14 protein-coding genes and 2 pseudogenes are annotated in these 19,246 nt (G+C 65.9%); 10 read left to right on the top strand and 6 right to left on the bottom strand.

Translation table 11 applies throughout. The features are described 5' to 3' along the window. Positions 1 to 20 precede the first annotated feature (20 nt). Together BAY1663_RS00165 and BAY1663_RS00160 are read left to right on the top strand one after the other, a co-directional pair. Entirely contained in the window at positions 21 to 779 is a 759-nt protein-coding gene (locus BAY1663_RS00165) for an AraC family transcriptional regulator (protein WP_037036857.1), read from the top strand. A 116-nt stretch (positions 780 to 895) separates the two neighbouring features. Then, the gene (locus BAY1663_RS00160; protein ID WP_037036854.1) at positions 896 to 1,765 is read left to right on the top strand and encodes a DMT family transporter; all 870 of its coding nucleotides are present in this window, start codon (positions 896 to 898) and stop codon (positions 1,763 to 1,765) included. Between the two features lie 3 nt (positions 1,766 to 1,768). Here BAY1663_RS00160 and BAY1663_RS00155 read toward each other — a convergent pair whose 3' ends face one another. Beyond that, entirely contained in the window at positions 1,769 to 2,050 is a 282-nt protein-coding gene (locus BAY1663_RS00155) for a SelT/SelW/SelH family protein (RefSeq protein WP_037036851.1), read from the bottom strand. A gap of 70 nt (positions 2,051 to 2,120) precedes the next feature. Between BAY1663_RS00155 and BAY1663_RS00150 the strand changes: the two genes are divergently transcribed. Continuing rightward, positions 2,121 to 4,310: a patatin-like phospholipase family protein gene (locus BAY1663_RS00150; RefSeq protein WP_037036850.1), complete on the top strand. Its 2,190-nt coding sequence runs from the start codon at positions 2,121 to 2,123 to the stop codon at positions 4,308 to 4,310. A 244-nt stretch (positions 4,311 to 4,554) separates the two neighbouring features. Here the strand turns inward: BAY1663_RS00150 and BAY1663_RS00145 are convergent, their stop codons facing one another. Both BAY1663_RS00145 and recQ read right to left on the bottom strand, forming a co-directional pair. After that, a complete protein-coding gene (locus BAY1663_RS00145; protein ID WP_037036847.1) occupies positions 4,555 to 4,986 on the bottom strand; it encodes a MarR family transcriptional regulator in 432 nt (143 codons plus the stop codon). A gap of 179 nt (positions 4,987 to 5,165) precedes the next feature. Beyond that, entirely contained in the window at positions 5,166 to 7,295 is a 2,130-nt protein-coding gene (gene recQ, locus BAY1663_RS00140; RefSeq protein ID WP_037036845.1) for a DNA helicase RecQ, read from the bottom strand. Positions 7,296 to 7,470: 175 nt separating this feature from the next. Between recQ and BAY1663_RS00135 the strand changes: the two genes are divergently transcribed. The 4 genes from BAY1663_RS00135 to lapD are packed head-to-tail and all read left to right on the top strand — an operon-like array spanning position 7,471 to position 11,286. Further along, positions 7,471 to 8,058, top strand: coding sequence for a YecA family protein (locus tag BAY1663_RS00135; protein WP_037036843.1), 588 nt, complete (start codon positions 7,471 to 7,473; stop codon positions 8,056 to 8,058). Positions 8,059 to 8,079: 21 nt separating this feature from the next. Next, on the top strand, positions 8,080 to 8,499 hold the full coding sequence (locus BAY1663_RS00130) for a YbaN family protein (RefSeq protein ID WP_037036841.1): 420 nt from the start codon (positions 8,080 to 8,082) through the stop codon (positions 8,497 to 8,499). 44 nt (positions 8,500 to 8,543) lie between these two features. After that, positions 8,544 to 9,254, top strand: a complete 711-nt coding sequence (lapG, locus tag BAY1663_RS00125) for a cysteine protease LapG (protein WP_037036839.1) — start codon at positions 8,544 to 8,546, stop codon at positions 9,252 to 9,254. A gap of 58 nt (positions 9,255 to 9,312) precedes the next feature. Continuing rightward, positions 9,313 to 11,286 (top strand): cyclic di-GMP receptor LapD, encoded by a 1,974-nt coding sequence (gene lapD, locus BAY1663_RS00120; RefSeq protein WP_037036837.1) that lies wholly within the window; start codon positions 9,313 to 9,315, stop codon positions 11,284 to 11,286. A gap of 13 nt (positions 11,287 to 11,299) precedes the next feature. On the opposite strand, the gene BAY1663_RS00115 is transcribed toward lapD, so the two are convergent. Then, positions 11,300 to 11,641 carry a hypothetical protein gene (locus BAY1663_RS00115; protein WP_037036836.1) on the bottom strand — a complete coding sequence of 114 codons (342 nt, stop codon included), beginning with the start codon at positions 11,639 to 11,641 and terminating at the stop codon, positions 11,300 to 11,302. Between the two features lie 61 nt (positions 11,642 to 11,702). After that, positions 11,703 to 14,507 (bottom strand): VCBS domain-containing protein, encoded by a 2,805-nt coding sequence (locus BAY1663_RS00110; protein ID WP_128575991.1) that lies wholly within the window; start codon positions 14,505 to 14,507, stop codon positions 11,703 to 11,705. Between BAY1663_RS00110 and BAY1663_RS00105 the strand changes: the two are divergent. Both BAY1663_RS00105 and BAY1663_RS00100 read left to right on the top strand, forming a co-directional pair. Continuing rightward, positions 14,479 to 16,576, top strand: a pseudogene (locus BAY1663_RS00105) (type I secretion system permease/ATPase). The gene BAY1663_RS00110 and the pseudogene BAY1663_RS00105 overlap by 29 nt on opposite strands. Before the next feature lie 64 nt (positions 16,577 to 16,640). Beyond that, a complete protein-coding gene (locus tag BAY1663_RS00100) occupies positions 16,641 to 17,993 on the top strand; it encodes an HlyD family type I secretion periplasmic adaptor subunit (protein ID WP_051497037.1) in 1,353 nt (450 codons plus the stop codon). Here the strand turns inward: BAY1663_RS00100 and BAY1663_RS00095 are convergent. After that, complete coding sequence (locus BAY1663_RS00095) at positions 17,990 to 18,583, bottom strand: tRNA-uridine aminocarboxypropyltransferase (protein WP_037036830.1); 594 nt, start codon at positions 18,581 to 18,583, stop codon at positions 17,990 to 17,992. The two genes, BAY1663_RS00100 and BAY1663_RS00095, sit on opposite strands and share 4 nt — an antisense overlap. Positions 18,584 to 18,671: 88 nt before the next feature. Between BAY1663_RS00095 and BAY1663_RS00090 the strand changes: the two are divergent. Continuing rightward, positions 18,672 to 19,007 (top strand): annotated as a pseudogene (locus BAY1663_RS00090) (glutathione S-transferase); the annotation flags it as partial. Between the last annotated feature and the right edge of the window lie 239 nt (positions 19,008 to 19,246).

The following is a 19,246-nucleotide window of genomic DNA, read 5'->3' as shown; positions in this document are numbered from 1 at the left end:
CTCCGGAGAGCGCCATACCGATGCTTTCGCTTCGTCATTACAACCACGACCTGATCGCCCACAGCCACGAGCACGCACAACTGGTGTTCGGCCTGAAGGGGCTGCTGGAGTTCGAGATGGCCGGGCGTGGCAGCCGCGTCGCCCAGCAATGCCTGGCGGTGGTCCCGTCAGCCACGCATCACGCCTGCGGCAGCGCCACCGGCAGCCATTGCCTGGTGCTGGACATCCCTTCGGAAAACTGGGTGCGCGACCGCCTTGGCCACCACACCGCCCCCAGCCTGCGCTTGCTCGATCGCCCGGACACGCTACGCCTGGCGCCCGTCCAGCAGCAGCTCGTCGAGTGGCTGGCGGCCAGCCCGATCAATGACGCGCTGATCGCCGAACAGGGCGCCGTGCTGCTACTGGCGAGTCTGGCCGGCAACGACGACGCGCCGAGGATGCCGCCCCCTCTTCCGCTCGCGGCGATCGCCGCGCATATCGACCGGCACCTTGCCCATCCGCTTCAGGTCGCCGACCTGGCCCGTATCGCCGGGCTTTCGGTGGCGCGCCTGCATGCCCGCTTCCTCAGCGAAACCGGACGCACGCCCATGGAATACGTGCGCCAGCGACGCCTGCAGCGGGGCGAGGCGCTGCTCCACGACAGCCGACTGCCGATCGGCGAAATAGCCGCACGGGTAGGCTATGCCTCGCAAAGCGCCTTCACCGCGGCCATCGTTCGCGCACGCGGGTGCACGCCACGCGAGCTACGGCGCGAGTTGCGCGACAAAATCGGCGACTGACGCGACAGACAATGGAGCGGACGTTGCCTAGCATCGTCCGCACCGCCATCACCAGGTAGCCTCATGCCCGCTCCCGCAACATCCCTGTCCCGGCAACGCACCCCCGGTGGAAGCGAATGACGCCGCGCAACGCCCTGCTGGCGATCCACCTCGGCGCGCTGATGTTCGGGCTCTCCGGCGTACTCGGGAAGTTGGCCGACAGCACGCCGCTGATCATCACCTTCGGCCGGGCATTTTTCGCCGTCCTGGCCCTGCTGCTGGTCGCCCGCTTGCTTCCGGCCAGCGGCGCCCGCCCCGACTGGCGGCAGCGCTGCGGCCTGGCATTCGGCGGCCTGCTGCTCGGCGCGCACTGGCTGACCTTCTTCGTCGCGGTGAAAATCGCCGGCGTCGGCATCGCCACGCTGGGCTTCGCCAGCTTCCCCGCCTTCACGGTGCTGCTCGAGGGGCTGCTGTTTCGCGAACGCACCCGTGTGGTGGAGTTCGCCATGGTCGCCCTGGTATGCACGGGGCTGCTGCTGGTGACGCCGCAATTCGACCTGGCCAGCGGCCCCACCGCCGGCCTGCTCTACGGTGTGCTTTCCGGTCTGCTGTTCGCCCTGCTGTCGCTGCTCAACCGCGCGGTCACCCGCGGCCTCGATCCGGTGCGAGCGGCGCTCTGGCAGAATCTGGCGATCCTTGTCGGCCTGCTGCCGTTCAGCTGGGCAGCGGTGCCCGCCGTGCCCGCGCAGGACTGGCTCTGGCTGGCGCTGCTGGGGGTACTCTGCACCGGCCTCGTCCACAGCCTGTTCGTCGCCAGCCTGCGTGTGCTGAAGGCGCGCACCACCTCGGTGATCTTCGCCCTGGAGCCGGTCTACGGCATAGCCTTCGCCTGGTGGCTGTTCGATGAGCAGCCGACGCTGCGCATGCTGCTGGGCGGCACCCTGATCATCGTCGCCAGCATCGTCACCAGCCGCCTGAAGAGCGCGCCAACGAACCCTGCGACCTGACGCTCAGCGGTCGTTGTGCCCCAGCGAACGCTGTGGATCGATCTGGTCGCGCACGCGCTGCTTGAGTTCCTTCGCTTCGGGAAAGCCACCGTCGCGCTTGCGCTCCCAGATCTGCACGCCATCACAGGTGATGTGGAACGCCCCGCCGCTGGCGGGCACCAGGCAGACGCGGCCCAAGTCCTCGGCGAAGGTCGAGAGCAGTTCCTGGGCCAGCCAGGCCGCGCGCAGCAGCCATTGGCACTGGGTGCAATAGGTGATGACGATTTCCGGTTTCGCGTCGGCCATGCGGGCAGCTCCGAGAGTTTTGCGGCGGCCTATAATAGCCCTCCTTCTTCATCCCCCACCCGGTTCGATCATGCTCCGCCTGCTCATTGCCCTGCTGTTGCTGCTTCCTTCGTTCTGCTTCGCCGTCGAGCAAACGGCGCTGCCGAAGACCGGCCTGGTGCTGTCCGGCGGGGCTGCACGCGGGCTGGCCCACATCGGCGTGCTCAAGGCGCTGGAAGAACAGGGTGTGCGCATTGATGCCATCGCCGGAACCAGCATGGGCGCGGTGGTCGGTGGGCTGTACGCGGCCGGCTACAGCGTCGCGGAGCTGGAACGGCTGGCGCTGACGCTCGATTGGCAGCAGGTGCTTTCCGATGACCCGCCCCGCCAGGACATCCCCTATCGGCGCAAACAGGACGACCGCGACTTCCTGATCAAGCGCAAGCTGAGCTTTCGCGACGATGGCAGCCTCGGCCTGCCGCTCGGCGTGATCCAGGGGCAGAACCTCGCCCTGTTGCTGGAGCGCCTGCTGGTGCATGCCAGCGATACCCGCGATTTCGACCAGTTGCCGATCCCCTTCCGCGCCGTGGCCACGGACATCGCCAACGACGAAAAGGTGGTCTTCCGCAGCGGTCACCTGCCCCAGGTCATTCGCGCCAGCATGTCGATTCCCGCGGTGTTCGCACCGGTGGAAGTCGAAGGCCATCTGCTGGTGGATGGTGGCATGGTCGACAACATCCCGATGGATGTGGCCCGCAGCATGGGCGTCGACCGCCTCATCGTGGTGGACATCGGCACGCCGCTGAAGCCGCGCAAGGAATTGCTCACGGTGGTCGATGTGCTCAACCAGTCGATCACCATGATGACCCGGCGCAACTCCGAAGCGCAGCTGGCCACCCTGCTGCCCCAGGACCTGCTGATCCAGCCGCCGCTGGCCGGCTACGGCTCGACCGACTTCGGCCGCGCCGAACAGCTGGTCGACGCCGGCTACCGCGCCACGCTCGCACTGGAAGGCCGCCTGGCCGAGATGCGCAGCACCACCGGCGGCAGCCCGGCACTGAGCCTGGCCCGCTCGGGCGACCCGCGCACCCCGGTGATCACCGCGATCAGGGTGGAAAACGATTCGAAGGTCAGCGATGCGGTGATCCGCCGGCATATCCGCCAACGGCTCGGCGAACCGCTGGACCTGGAAGACCTGCAGAAGGACATGGGTACGCTCTATGGCCTGGACTACTTCGAGCGCGTCGAATACCGCGTGCAGCGCCGCAAGCTCGGCAACACCCTGGTGATCAGCGCGCGGGAAAAGCGTACGGGCACCGACTACCTGCGCCTGGGCCTCAGCCTGTCCGACGATTTCCAGGGCGACAGCGTGTTCAACCTGGGCGCCAGCTACCGCAAGAACGGCATCAACCAGCTCGGCGCCGAATGGCTCACGCGCCTGCAGCTGGGCGACCGCCAGGAACTCTACAGCGAGTTCTACCAGCCGCTGGATGCCGGCTCGCGCTGGTTCGTCGCCCCCAACGCCTTTATCGAGGCGCAGAACGTCGAGGCCATTCTCGATAACGACCCGATCGCCGAATACCGCCTGCAGCGCTACGGCTATGGCCTCAATCTCGGCCGGCAGATCGCCAACAACGGCGAGATCCGCTTCGGCATCGGCCAGGCCTGGGGCGAAGCCGACGTGCGGGTCGGCGAGCGCGACCTGCCGGACTTCAGCTTCACCGAGGGCTATTACGCGCTGCAGTATTCGTTCGACACGCTGGACAACGTCGACTTCCCACGCGAAGGCGAGGACATCCGCCTGACCCTGCGCCAGTACGACCCGAGCCTGAGCTCCGACCAACGCTACCGGCAATGGAACCTCGCGCTGGACAAGGCCATCAGCCATGACGCCAATACCTGGGTGCTCGGCGGCCGCTACGGGCGCACGCTGGACGATGCCGAGGTGGTGACATCGAGCTTCCTGCTCGGCGGCGCACGGCAGTTGTCCGGCTTTCGCCAGGATGCGTTGTCGGGGCAGAACATCAGCCTGGCGCGCGTGGTCTACTACCGCCGCATGACGCCGCGTGCGTTCCTGCCGCTGGATTTCCCGGTCTACCTGGGAGGATCGCTCGAACGCGGTCGCGCCTGGAACAACGACAACGCGTTCGACAGCGGCTACATCAACGCGGCCAGCATCTTCCTCGGCTACGACACCCCGCTGGGCCCGCTGAATTTCAGCTATGGGGTCAACGACGAAGACGAGCAGGCGCTCTATCTGAACCTCGGGCGCAGCTTCTAAGGCAAACGAGGGTCGGCTGGCCGCCGAGGTCGGGGCGCCTGCCAACGAGCACCGCCCGCCCGGCGAATCAGGATCGCCCAACGAACGTGCAGCCAGGAACGTGCGGCCAGGCCATTGATTCGGCCGTCGCAGGGCTTGTCGCGGGGTGGCGTTGGGCTTCGTCGCTGCGCGACTCAACCCAACCTACGGTCTACAGCCTGTGCCGCTACGTAGGTTGGGTTGAGCGCAGCGAAGCCCAACCCGCTCAGCGCTTGTCCAGATTGGCGAGGATGCGCGCATGCACCTGCTGGCACTTGCGCAGGTCTTCCTCGTCGATGCCGGCGAACGCCTCGTGGCGAACCTGGGTGGAAATCGCCTCGATCTTCTCGATCAGCGGCAACGCCGGTGCGCCAAGGGACACGCGCTTGGCCCGCCGGTCCTCGGGGGACGCCTTGCGATGCACCAGGCCCTGGGCCTCGAGACTGTCGAGCAGGCGCGCCAGGGTCGGCCCCTCCACCGCCACGCTCTGCGCCAGCTCGCGCTGGGTCGGCTCATGATCGAAACGGGCCAGGTGCAGCAGCACCAGCCAGCGTGCCTGGGACAGCCCCAGATCGGCCAGGCGCCGATCCAGTTCGGCGCGCCAGCCACGCGAGAGTTGCGCCAACTGCATGGCGAAGCGATGTTGCTCGGCGTACATGTAACGTGCATTCCTGCAGAAACTAATTATTAGTGAGCTAATCACAGCTCCGGAATGCAGGCAAGACGACCTTCGGCCGGTGATAGGCATCGAAAAGGCCAAATGATGGCGCGTCCCCAGCGCAACCGCTAACCTAGCGCGTCCGGGGCATGGCCAGCCCGGGCAGCGGATGCAGCTGGTTACAATTCGAACTCGACCTGCAACGCGGCGCGCACGCAATACAGCACCTGTTCCGGCACGCGGCCGGCGAACTGCTCGGCCACCGCCGCCACCGGCGGCAGCTCGCCCTCGCCGTCGAGGAAGGCCTCCTGGATTTCGCCAAGCAGATCCTCGGGCAGGTCCAGCGCCTGCTCCAGGCTCAGCTGTTGCTGGCCGATGGCCTCGGCGAGCATGGCGTAGACATTCTTCTCGCTGCAGTCGAGCTGGCGCGCGATCTGCGCCGGGGTCATGCCGGCACGCGCCAGGGTGATCAGTTCGTGGCGCAGATCCGCCGGCGACCTGGCGGCCTCGGCGCCACCCTGCAGCACGTCGAGGAACGCCTGGCCATAACGCTCCAGCTTGCGCGCACCGACGCCACTGATGGAGGCCATGTCCGCCAGCGATGCCGGCTGGCTGCGCAACATCTCCAGCAGCGTGGCATCCGGGAAGATGACGTAGGGCGGCACGGCATGCTCCTCCGCCAGCTTGCGGCGCAGGGCCCGCAGGGCCTCCCAGGTCTCGCGCTCCTCGCCGCGCACCAGCTGGCTGGCGGGACTCTTCGACTGGCCTTTGGAGGTCTGCTGCGGCTTGAGATCGCGGCGCAACTCAAGGGCGACCTCACCACGCAGCAACGGCCGGCAGCTGTCGGACAGGCGCAGGCCACCGAAGCCGTCGAGGTCGACGTCCGCCAGCCCGCGCGCGACCAGCTGGCGGAACAGCGTGCGCCACTCGCCTTCGCTCAGCGCCTTGCCGACACCGAACACGGACAGATGCTGATGGCCGAAACCACGCACCTTGTCGTTGTCGCGCCCCAACAGGATATCCACCAGATGACCGACGCCATAACGCTGGCCGCTGCGGTAGATGGCCGACAACGCCTGGCGCGCCGGCTCGGTAGCATCCCAGGTCTGCACGCCGTCGGCACAGTTGTCGCAGTGTCCGCAGGGCGTGGGCAACTCTTCGTCGAAGTACGCCAGCAGCGCCTGACGGCGGCAACGGGTTTCCTCGCACAGTGCCAGCATGGCATCGAGCTTGTGCTGCTCGACCCGCTTGTGGCGCTCGTCGCCCTCGGAGTTATTGAGCATCTGCTTGAGGAATATCACGTCCTGCAAGCCGTAGGCCATCCAGGCATCGGCCGGTAGCCCGTCGCGCCCGGCGCGGCCGGTTTCCTGGTAATAGGCCTCCAGCGACTTGGGCAGGTCGAGGTGGGCGACGAAGCGCACGTTGGGCTTGTCGATGCCCATGCCGAAGGCGATGGTCGCCACCATGATCAGCCCTTCCTCGTTGAGGAAGCGCTTCTGGTGATAGGCACGCAGGTCGTTGGGCAGCCCGGCGTGATAGGGCAGCGCCGGGAAGCCCTGCTCGGTGAGGAATGCCGCCAGGTCGTCGACCTTCTTGCGCGACATGCAGTAGACGATGCCGGCATCGCCACGGCGCTCGGCGAGAAAGCCCAGCAACTGCTTGCGCGGCTGTTCCTTGGGCACGATGCGGTAGAAGATGTTCGGCCGGTCGAAGCTGGAGAGGAAGCGCTCGGCGTTTTCCAGATGCAGGCGCTGGACGATCTCCTCGCGCGTGCGCTTGTCCGCCGTAGCGGTCAGGGCGATGCGCGGCACATTGGGAAACAGCTCGGCCAACTGACCCAGTTGCAGATATTCGGGGCGGAAATCATGGCCCCACTGGGACACGCAATGCGCCTCGTCGATGGCGAACAACGCGACATTCAGTCGCTGCAGGAACGCCAGCATGCGCGGCTGCACCAGGCGCTCGGGCGCCAGGTAGAGCATCTTGATCTCGTTGCGGCGGATACGCTCGGCGATATCGCGCTGCTCCTCGGGGCTCAGCGTCGAGTTCAGCGCCACGGCCGAAACACCCAGCTCGTCGAGCGTCGCCACCTGGTCGTCCATCAGCGCGATCAGCGGCGACACCACCACCGCCAGGCCTTCGCGCAGCAGTGCCGGCACCTGATAGCACAGCGACTTGCCGCCGCCGGTGGGCATCAGTACCAGGGCATCGCCACCGCTGCCGACACGCTCGATAATTGCGCCCTGGTTGCCGCGAAAGGCGTCGTAGCCGAATACGTCTTTGAGGATGCGCTGTGCCTGGTCGAGCATGCCGGTCTCCGAAACAAGGCGCGCAGTATACGCCAGCAGCCGCTGGAATTCAGGACCGGACTTCGGACGCCAGGGAAGTGCCGCCGTTCATGCGCCTTCGCGGAACGCTTGAGTAGCCTGAGCCCCGCGCCTCGTCTAGAATCCCGGTTGTCCTCACACCCCAAGGTAGTTCCCGATGTCTTTCGCCGAGCAACTCGCCCGCCTGCAAGTGTTTCTTGATGCCGATGACCTGCATGAAGAGGCACTGGATTACATCGCCGCCCATGGCTACCTGACTGCGCTGTGCATCTGCTCCGAGCAGGTGCCCGAACGCGAATGGATCGACGCGCTGTTCTCCGAGCCGCCGAAGTACCGGGACGACACCGAGCGCGACGCCATCGAGGCCACGCTGATCCAGCTCAAGGCCCATATTTCCCGTCAGTTGGCCAGCGACGAGGACATGGAGCTGCCCTGCGACCTGGACCTCGGCGAGGAGCCGGACGATTCCGACCTGCGCGGCTGGTGCATCGGTTTCATGGAAGGCGTGTTCATGCGCGAGGCGGTCTGGTTCGAGGACTCCGAAGAGGAAGTCAGCGAGCTGCTGCTGCCGATCATGGTCGGTTCCGGGCTGTTCGACGAGCAACCGGAATTCGCCGAGATCGCCGAGAACGACGAACTGGTGGACGAGATGGTGAGCCAGATTCCCGAACTGCTCACCGCGCTCTACCTGATCTGCCATGCTCCCGAGGAAAAGCCGGCGCTGCTCAAGCCGCGCCGCCATTGATTAGCGAAGCGATGTAGCCTCGTGGCTCACCGCGACACCCGGCAGCACCGCAGCCCTCTGGTTCGCTCGATCCTGCTTGTCATCGGCTGGCTCGCGGTGCTGCTGGGGGTGATCGGTATCTTCCTGCCGGTATTGCCGACCACGCCGTTCCTGTTGCTCGCCGCCGCCTGTTTCGTACGCAGCTCGCAGCAGTTCTACGACTGGCTGGTCGGCCATCCGCGCCTCGGCCCATGGTTTCGCGATTATCTCGAGGGCAACGGCATCCCGCTCAAGGGCAAGGCTTATGCAATCGCCACGATGTGGGTCAGCATTGGCGTTTCCTGCTGGCTGGTTCCGCTATTCTGGGCACGCATCGGCATGTTGCTGAGTGCATCGCTGGTGACCCTGTACATCCTCCGGCAGAAAACCTTGCCGGTCGACAGGCTGAATCAACGACACTGAAGGCCCACAGCCGAACTTCCGGATCGCTCGCTGGAGTTCCATCAATGCAGGCTTCCCAGCACGGCACTGACCGCCCCGTTCGCCTGGCAGCGCTGGCGCTTGCACTGCTACTGGGGCCGCTGGGCTGGGTACCCGCCGTTCTGGCGGACTGGCAGGCGTGGGACTTCAGCCGCATCTTTCTTACCGCCGAACAGCGCTATGGCCCGCTCGACGAGGCCCGCAACCGCATCGAGGCCTGGCGCGACCTGCTGGACCAGGCCGCGGCATTGGACGAGCGGGAAAAACTCGACCAGGTGAACCGCTTCTTCAACCGCCACATCGCCTTCAGTGACGACATGCACGTCTGGCAGCAGGAAGACTACTGGGCGACGCCGGTCGAAGCGCTGCTCAAGGGCGCCGGCGACTGCGAAGACTATGCCCTGGCCAAATACTTCACCTTGCGCCGGCTCGGCATTCCCAGCGAGCGCATGCGAATCACCTACGTCAAGGCGCTGCGCCTCAACCAGGCACACATGGTACTGACCTACTACCCGAGCCCAGCCGCGGACCCGCTGGTACTGGACAACATCGACGGCGTCATCCGCCCGGCCTCGCAGCGCAACGACCTGCTCCCCGTCTACGCCTTCAACGCCGAGGGGCTTTTTTTGCCGGGCGCCACAGGCGGCAAACGTAGCGGAGATAGCAAAAGGCTGTCACGCTGGCAGGACGTCCTGCTGAAGATGCGTGCCGAAGGTTTTCTCATTGGTGAGGGCTAGGGTCCGCTGCCGTTTCGTCGCTAACCGCTGATGAATGCAGCAGCCTCGAGGGGGAAGTATGTCGTTACTCAAGCAGCTGTTTCTCGCCATCTGCCTGTTCCTGGTCGTGGCCTTCACCGGCAGCTTCATTGCCAGCGTGGAGAACTCCCGCGAGCAGTCGCTCAACCAGTTGCGCTCCCATGCCCAGGATGCGGCAACCGCCTTGGCAGTGTCGATGACGCCCCATGTGGACGACCCGGTGATGCTGGAATTGCTGGTGAACTCGATCTTCGACAGCGGCTATTTCAGCAGCATCCGTGTGCTGCGCATCACCGACGGCAGTCCCATCGTCGAGCGAACCGCGAATATTCAGGTGCAGCAGGTACCGGACTGGTTCGCCGCGCTGGTCGATCTGCCTGCCCAGGGCGGCGATGCCCTGATCATGCGGGGCTGGGAGCAGGCGGCACGGATCGAGGTCGTCAGCCATCCGCAGTTCGCCTTGGCCAAGCTGTGGGACGGCAGCGTCGCCACCCTGCTCTGGCTGCTGGCCTGCGGTTTGGTCAGCGCACTGCTCGGCGGCTGGTTGCTGCGCAGCCAGCTGCGGCCCCTGGACCGGATGGTCGACCAGGCGCATGCCATCACCCAGCGCGAATTCGTCACCTTGCCGCATCTGCCCCGCACGCCCGAGCTGCGCCGCGTCGTGCAGGCGATGAACCAGATGGTCGAGAAGCTCAAGATGCTGTTCGCCGAAGAAGCCGAGCGCAGCGAGAAGCTTCGCCAGCAGGCCTATCAGGATGACCTTACCGGGCTTGCCAACCGCCGTCTGCTGGAGCTGCGCCTGGCCACGCAACTGTCGCCGGCGGAACACCATGCCGAAGGCTATCTGCTGCTGCTCCAGATACACGACCTCAACGGCCTCAACCAGCGCTACGGCGGCCAGTTCAGCGACCGCCTCATCGTCGCCATCGGCGAACTGCTGATGCGCCTGAAGACCCGCCACGGGCGCGCCGAGTGGCTGGCTGCCCGTAACCGCGGCAGCGAGTTCGTACTGCTCGCCCCCGGCCTGCACCGGGACGAGGTCGCGCCGCTGGTCACAATGCTCTGCGCCGAACTGGAAACCCTGCGCCCCACCGGCTCGAGCGACGGCATCCCGGTTGCCCACATCGGCGTGGCGGCCTTCCGCCCGGGGGAGGAGCCGCATCATGTGCTCGAGCGGGCCGACCAGGCGCTGAGCCAGGCGCAAGCCGGCGATAGCGGCTGGCTGTTGCTCGAGGGCCACTGGACGCAACCGCTGCACGACCAGCACGGCTGGCATGACGCACTGAACCAGGCTCTGAGCGAGAGTGCGCTGCTGCTCTATGTGCAGCCGGTGGCCCTGGCGGCCGAGCCGGGGCGAATCCTCCACCACAAGCTCCTGGCGCGGCTGCCCGTTCCCTCCGGCGAGCCGCTCAGCGCCGGGCAGTTCCTACCCTGGCTCGAACGGCTGGGCTGGGCGGCGCGCTTCGACCAGATCATGCTGGAGCTGGTGCTCACACGCTTGAAGACGACCCCACAGCCACTGGCGCTCAGCCTGTCCGCCGCCACGCTACGGGATGCCCGGCACCTGCAGCAGGTGTTAGCCATGTTGCGCAGCAATCCGGCCGAGGCCGGCATGCTGACCCTCGAACTGAACGCACACGACCTGCCCATCGACACGCACCTGCAGCAATGGAGCCAGAAGATCCGGGCGACCGGCACGCGCCTGGGCTTGCAACATTTCGGTGGCGACTTCAGCAAGATCGGCAACCTTGCCCACCTCGGGCTGGCCCATGTGAAGATCGACGGTGCTTATATCCGCGCCATCGACCAGGATGAGGACAAACGCCTGTTCATCGAAGCGATCTATCGCACCACCAACAGCATCGACCTGCCGCTGATCGCTGAAATGGTGGAAACCGACGGAGAACTGCAGGTGCTGGCCGGTATGGGCGTGCGCGGAGTCATGGGCCACCTGATCGGCGCCCCTCGCCTCTGGGAAGCCCGCCTTAGGCAGGATTCGGCGTCGGACTCCTGACTCGGCAGGCTCATTAGATGAGCGGCGGCTCGTCATCCTCCAGAAGCGTACTGAGGCCGCCCAGCCGCGCGCGGGTCTGGGCGCGGGCGTGCAGCTTGCGCTGTGCCGCCTCGGGCAGATCGGTAAAGCGAATGACGCCCCGCGCCACCAGCACGCCGACCAGATCCTCCAGCACGCGCGCCATGTCCTGATCCGACCCCTGCAGGCCGGCCAGTTGCGTGTTCGCATCATCATGGGCCGCCAACCAGCGCTGAGCTTCGTCGCTATCGGCTCGCAACGTCCCGGTCATCCCCTCGAACGGCGCCGGCTCGACGCGGCGCAACATCCCGTGCTCGTCTCGCGCGATGTAGAGCATATCCTTCTCCGCAAAAAGGCCCGCTACCCGTCATGGGCAGCGGGCCAGCCACCGGGCGAGGTCAGCCGTTGTCGACCTTCAGCGCCCCGTCGTCGATCAGGTTGTCGATGACATCGGCGACGTTGTCCGTGCCATAGAACGCGCTCAGGTCCACGCCGCTGAGGGTGATGTCCTGAACCGACGCACCGCCCGGGGTCAGGCTCACCGAGATGGTCGTCGAGTCCCCGCCAAAGGCGAAGTCCAGGTAGTCGCCCAGCGTCGCGGCGTCCTCGCCCACACCGACGAGCAGTTGCGAGAGGTCGATGACATCCGAGCCGGCCCCGTCGGGGTCGATATGGAAATCGGTGATCGTGTCGGCGCCACCCTCGTCGCCGAGGCGCCAGACAAAACTGTCACGACCGGCGCCCCCGCTCAGCACGTCGTCGCCCAGCCCGCCGACGAGGACGTCATCGCCTTCGCCACCGAACAGCATGTCGTTGCCGACGCCACCGTCGAGGTAATTGTCGGATTCATCGCCGACCAGACTGTCATCGCCGGCGCCGCCCAGGACATTCTCGATACCCGAGAGCACATCGCCCTGCGCCTCGCCACCACTTCCGCTGCCGGTCTGCAGGTTGACCGTGATACCGGCAGTATCGCTATGGTAATCCGCCGTATCGATGCCAGTTCCACCATCGAGCACATCGGCACCCGCGCCGCCCACCAGCACATCGTCACCCGCCTCGCCATAAAGGTAATCGTCTCCGGCACCACCGATCAGCGTATCGTCGCCTCCCCCACCGACAAGCTGGTCGCTCCCCATGTTGCCGGCCAGGTAATTGTCGGACTCATCGCCGACCAGGTAGTCATCGCCGGCGCCACCGATGAGGCCCTCGATGCCGGCATAGCTATCCCCTGCCGCGCCCAGCATGCCCGTTCCGGCGGCCAGGCTGGCCTGGATATCGGTAGTCGCGTCGCTGTAGTCGACGATATCGAAGCCGGCTTTGCCGTCGATCACGTCAATCGCGCTGCTGGCTGCGATCACATCGTCGCCCAGCGAGCCATCGAGCACGAACGTTCCTGCCGAGTTGGCGGCCGTGATCTGCACGTCGAGTGAAGCGGTATTGCTGAGATCCCCATCACCGTCCTGTGCGACGACGGCGAACGGCAGGCTCTGGTCGTCCGGAAGAACTTCTCGCGTATAGGAGAAATCCTGCACCCGGATGCCGCCGCTGGAGCTGCCCTCCACATCGACGCGCACGACGAGGTTCTCGAACGAGATACCGGGATCGATCACAACCCAGCCATCCGCGGTCAAGGTGATGCTCTGCGAACTGACGGCCAGAGGCGTACCGCCAACGGTGCCTCCATACGCAGCCCAGGTTATGTAGACGGTGCCCTTGCCTTCGACGTTGGACGAAACATCGGCATAGAACCGCAGGCTGTCGGCGCCGCCATCCTGGGTGTAGAGGAAACCACCGTTGTCCGGGACCGATTGCGCACTGCCCAGCCCGAATCCGTTCCCCGACACATTGAGCAGATCGCTGTTCGAGCCGCTACCGCTGTTCGGGTTCGTGAAATCGGTGGGCGAAGTCCCGGTAAATTTCAGACCGTCGAATGTCCAGCCGTGATCGGTGCTGCTGATGACGGAAATCGGTGCGCCCGGCTCCAGGCTGGAAAAGTCGATGGCTTGCGTGTAGCCGGCTTCAGGGGCGATCAGATTGAAGCTGTAGGTGCCATCGGCACTCACCGTCAATGTAAACACCGGGTCGTTGGTCGCTGTTAGCGCGGTCAGTGTCGTGCTGACGAAGGTGCTGCCGTCGAAGTTGTCGGTCGTTTGATAGGTGACGCCATTCAGCTCGGGCCCCGTGATCTCGAATCCACTCAGCCCATCCGCTCCCGGCACGACCGAGAACGTACCGTTCACCGAGCCAATCTCGTTGGGGATTACCGCGTTGATGAAGCTGCCCAGCGTCGGGACATCATCGACCACTCCGATAACCAGGCTCGCCGAGGCCGAGGCCGTGCCGTCCGAGACGCTGACGGCGAAGGTGTCGCTCTCCTGCGCATCGGCCACGTCGGTGGTCGGGCTGGTCAGTTGGTACTGGTAGCTCGCCACGCCCGTGGCCGCGTCGTAGCCGGTCACGCTCAGGGTGCCGTGGGCACCGGCGAAGCTGCTGCCGACCAGGCTGCCGATGGCTACCGTCACGCCGTTGATGGTCACGCTCTGGATGTCGTCCAGCCCGTCCACGTCGCCGACGGTGAAGCTGCCGCTGGCGTATTCGCTGCTGGCCGAAGCGTCCGAGCCAGCCGGCAGGCCCGCTTCGTATACGGTCGCGCCCACCACGGCCAGGGTCGGCGCGTCGTTGCTGCCGTGGATGGTGATGGTGATCTGCGCCGTCGACGGGTCGCCGTCGGCGTCCTGCAGGGTGTAGCTGAAGGTCTCGCTCAGGTTTTCGCCGCTGTCCAGGCCCTGCACCGCCGGCAGGCCGGTGTTCAGCTCGTAGCTGAAGCTGCCGTCGGCATTGAGCGTCAGGGTGCCGTAGTTGCCGTCCTGCACGCCCGGGTTGCTGACGCTGCCCGCCACGTCGGCACCGACGGTGTCGTTGTCCAGCACGTTGCCGCTGACCGAGGCGCTGTCTTCGCTCAGGTCGAAGCTGTCGTCCTGCGCGCTCGGGACGTCGTCGACGATGGTGATGACCAGATCGCCCGAGGCCGAGGCCGTGCCGTCCGAGACGCTGACGGCGAAGGTGTCGCTCTCCTGCGCATCGGCCACGTCGGTGGTCGGGCTGGTCAGCTGGTACTGGTAGCTCGCCACGCCCGTGGCCGCGTCGTAGCCGGTCAGCCACGACGATCCCCTGCTCGACGGGCTGCTGATCCTGTGCAAACAGCACGGTTGCGTTGCCAGCCGTGCCAGCCTGAGCGCAGGCCTGCCGATGCCCAATCAGCGCTTGAGCGCCACCCTGCTCCCGCGCGCGGCTGCCCGCGCTGGGCTGCAGGGGCGGGTGATCAAACGCACGCTGGCGGCGATCTCCCCGCTCAACCTGCCGGTCCTGCTTTTGCTCAAGAACGGCCGCAGTGCCGTGCTGGCACGATGGGGCGACGACAACCGGGCCCTGATTCTGCCGAGCGAAGCGGAAGGCGGCGAACAATGGGTGGCCGGCGACGTCCTGGCGGAGGATTACAGCGGCGAGGCGTTCTTCGCCCGCCCCCGCCACGAACTGGAGGAAACCCGCAACCCGCTGCTGCCCAGGGTGCATGCCTGGTTTCGCGACACGCTCAAGCTGTCGCGCTGGCTGTATGCCGACGCCATGGTCGCGACCTTGCTGGTCAACACCCTGGGGCTGATGGTCCCGCTGTTCGTCATGCAGACCTATGACCGCGTGGTTCCCAACCAGGCCACTGCCACGCTCTGGTACTGGCCATCGGCCTGTTCATCGGCACGTCCTTCGAGCTGCTGTTGCGCGTACTGCGCGCACATCTGCTGGATACGGCCGGCAAGAAGACCGACGTGGTGCTCTCGGCCACGCTGTTCGAACGCATCACCGGCATGACGATGAAGGCCCGGCCGGCGACCATCGGCGGCTTCGCGCAAAGCATCCACGACTTCCAGGGCCTGCGGGACTTTCTCACGGCGGTAACCCTGACCAGCCTGATCGACCTGCCCTTCGCCCTGCTGATCATCCTGGTCATCGGCCTGATCGGCGGCTGGCTGGTGGTGATCCCGCTACTGGCATTTCCCATTACCGCGCTGTTCGCCTTCATCATCCAGACACGCCTGCGGGACACGGTGCAGAAGAGCCTGGCCCTCGCGGCCGAGCGCCAGGCCCTGCTGGTGGAAACGCTGGGCGGCCTGGAGACGCTCAAGGCCTGCGGCGGCGAAAGCGAGCGCCAGCATCGCTGGGAGAAAACCCACGGCGCGCTCACCCGCCTGGACAGCCACGCCCGGATGCTCTCGGCGATCGCCATGAACGGCACGCTGTTCCTGCAGCAGTTCGCCGGCATGGCGACCATCGTCGGCGGCGTCTACAGCATCATCGCCGGCGATCTCAGCGTCGGCGCCCTGGTGGCCTGCTACATGCTCGGCAGCCGCGTACTGTCGCCGCTGGGCCAGATCGCCAGCCTGATCACCCGCCTGCAGCAGGCACGGCTGACGATGAAAAGCACGGACGCGCTGATGGCCCTGCCCCAGGAGCGCCAGGAGCAGCAGCGGCCGCTGGAGCGCACCCATCTGCACGGCGCGCTGGACCTGCATCAGCTGACGTTCAGCTATCCCGGACTGGCCAGCCCGTCGCTGCGCAACATCAGCCTGCGCATCGCCCCCGGGGAGCGTGTCGGCATCATCGGCCGCAGCGGCTCCGGCAAGAGCACCCTGGCGCGCCTGATCATGGGGCTTTACACGCCGGACGAAGGCAGATCCTGCTGGATGGCCTGGATCTGCGACAGATCGACGTCGCCGACCTGCGCAGCCAGATCGGCTACGTCTCCCACGACATGCCGCTGCTGGCGGGCAGCCTGCGCGACAACATGACCCTGGGCGCACGCTACGTCAGCGACGAGCGCATGCTCGAAGTCGCCCAGCTCACAGGCGCCCACGAGCTGGCGCGCCAGCATCCGCTCAGCTTCGACCGTCCGGTAGGCGAACGCGGCCAGCTGCTATCCGGCGGCCAGCGGCAGCTTGTGCTCATGGCCCGCGCCCTGCTGCTCGACCCGCCCATCCTGCTGCTCGACGAGCCGACCAGCGCCATGGACAACAGCAGCGAAGATGCGCTGCGCCACCACCTGCAGGGCTGGTCCCAAGGCAAGACGATGCTGCTGATTACCCATCGCATGTCGATGCTCAGCCTGGTGGAGCGGCTGATCGTGCTGGACAACGGCCGGGTCGTCGCCGACGGCCCCAAGGCTGCGGTCATCGAGGCATTGCGCAAGGGCCACGTAGGACCGGCATCGGTATGAGAGATACCGGCATGACATATCGCGGGTCGGCGCCTGTAGCCGCCGCCCATTCCGGAGTCTGGCAATGATGCATGTGCCCTGGATCTTTTTCGGCAAGACCGGCCGCAGCCGGCAGGACACCGAGTACATGCCCGAGATCCAGGGCGCGATCCTCGAGGATTCGCCCTGGCTGGCCCGCCTGACCGTCTGGCTGACCGCCCTGCTGCTGGGGGCGATCCTGGTATGGGCCAACTACGCCGTGCTCGAGGAGGTCACTACCGGCGAAGGCAAGGCGATCCCTTCCAGCAAGATCCAGACGGTCCAGAACCTGGAAGGCGGCATCGTCGCGCAGATCTTCGTCCGCGAGGGCCAGGTGGTGAACAAGGGGGATACCCTGCTGCGCCTGGACAACACGCGTTTTCTTTCCAACCAGGAAGAAACCGAGGTCGAGCGGTTGTCGCTGCTGGCACGGGTCGAACGCCTGGCAGCCGAGGCGGAAGGCCGGCCGCTGGCCTTGCCCGAGGAAATCGTTCGCAACGCGCCGCAACTGGCCGATGACGAACGCGCCCTCTACGAGTCGCGCCAGCAGCGCCTGCAGAGCGAGCAGCGGGTCCTGGGCGAGCAGCTGACGCAGAAACGGCAGGAAGTCGCCGAATTCCGCTCCAAACAGCAGCAGTATCGTTCCAGCCTGTCGCTCATCCAGCAGGAGCTGAACATGTCGAGCCCGCTGGTGACCACCGGCGCGATTTCACAGGTCGAAATCCTGCGCCTGCGGCGCAGCATGGTGGATGTACGCGGTGCGCTCGATGCCACCACCCTTGCCCTGCCTCGGGCGGAGGCGGCAGCCAGCGAGATCCAGAGCCGGATCGAGCAATCGGAGCTGGCGTTCCGCGCCGACGCCTTCAAGGAACTCAATGCCGCCCGCACCCTGTTGCAGAAGATCACCGCCAGCAGTGTCGCCATCGAGGACCGGGTAAGCCGCACGACGGTCCAGTCACCGGTGCATGGGGTGATCAAACAGCTACGGGTCAACACCATCGGTGGCGTGGTGCAGCCCGGCAGCGACCTGCTGGAGATCGTGCCGCTGGAGGACAGCCTGCTGATCGAGGCGAAGGTGCGGCCACAGGACATCGCTTTCCTGCATCCCGGGCAAAAGGCGATGGTGAAATTCTCCGCCTACGACTACACCATCTACGGCGGCCTGAAGGCCAACCTGGAACTGATCAGCGCCGACACCATCACCGACAAGGACGGCCGCAGCTTCTACCTGATACAGGTCCGCACGGAAAAGAACTACCTGGGAACCCCCGAGCATCCGCTGGTGATCATCCCGGGAATGGTCGCCACCGTCGACATCATCACCGGGGAGAAGAGCGTACTGGACTACATGCTCAAACCCATCCTCAAAGCCCGGCACGAGGCGTTGCGCGAACGCTAGGACTGCGTACCGGCGTGGTTGCGCTCGTAGGTCTCCACGCCCATCGCCTCGATCTGCCCGTCGATCAGCGCATCGAACGGACGAAGCAGCTCCTCGAAGCGCCCACCGGGGCCTTCGAGAATATTCAACGCCGCCACGATCGCCTCCAGGGTCGACAGAGCCCCCGCCATCGGCGCCTTGCGCAGCCGGTAGCGGGAGCTCAGCCCTTGCGGCAACGCCACACGCGGCAGGCTCGCCAGCCACGGGTTGACGTGCAGAAGCTTGCGCGCCTTGCGCCAGGTGCCATCGGGCACGATCAGGCGCAACGGCTCGCTGCTGTCGGCAAGGCTCGTCAGCGCAATGGCGTCATCGCCCGGGAACAGCAGGTAGCTTTGCCGGCCATCGTCAGGCTCTGCGGCGAAGCGCTCTCCAACCTGCAGCTGCGCATTGCGCAGACCCAGCGCGGCCAACCGTGCGGTATTCAGCGCATGCCCCGCTTCGCTGCGGTGCTGCAGGATCAGTAGCCGCGTCCGGCTATCGAGCGCCGGGATCAGCGCACACAGGCAGTGCTGCAAGGGGCGCTGGCAACGTGGGCAGCGGGTACGGGACATGGTTCTCACCTCGGCGGCGCAGTCTGCCACAGCGGGCAAGGGCGTGCAGCCCGTCTATGCTTGCCGCGAGCCGACACGAGGAGCCGCCATGATCACCGTTCACCATCTGGATCACTCTCGCTCGACCCGCGTTCTCTGGTTGCTGGAGGAGCTGGAACTGCCCTACGAGCTGATACGCTATCGGCGCGACCCAAGAACCATGCTCGCGCCGCCCGAGCTCAAGGCCGTGCATCCGCTCGGCAAGTCTCCGGTGATCACCGACGACGAACTGACCCTGGCCGAGTCGGGCGCGATTCTGGAGTATCTGCTGGAACGCTACGGCAACGGTCGGCTGGCACCCGCAAGCGGAACTCCCGAGCATCTGCGGTTTCGCCACTGGATGCATTACGCCGAAGGCTCGGCCATGTCGCCGCTGTTGTTGAAACGAGGGTCTGTTGCCATTTCGCTCACGGCCGCGACGGAGCCCGTTTTTGCGCGGAGCTAGGCGCGAGACGTGAAGTTTGGTGATCCAAATGAATCGTCGAGTAACGACACTCCGCGCAAAAACGGGCCCGTCCCTTCGGGTTGCGCGTCAAATGGTGCCATGCGGCGTTGCGGGACTTGGCAAGGGATAACCATTACCTGCGTCCCACGCCTTGCCTGGCACCATTTGACACAGCAACG

This window comes from Pseudomonas sp. BAY1663 (assembly GCF_000582595.1).
Lineage (GTDB): Bacteria > Pseudomonadota > Gammaproteobacteria > Pseudomonadales > Pseudomonadaceae > Stutzerimonas > Stutzerimonas stutzeri_AF.
Note: the sequence above shows the minus strand (reverse complement) of the source record. Positions and strands in the feature narration are given on the sequence as shown.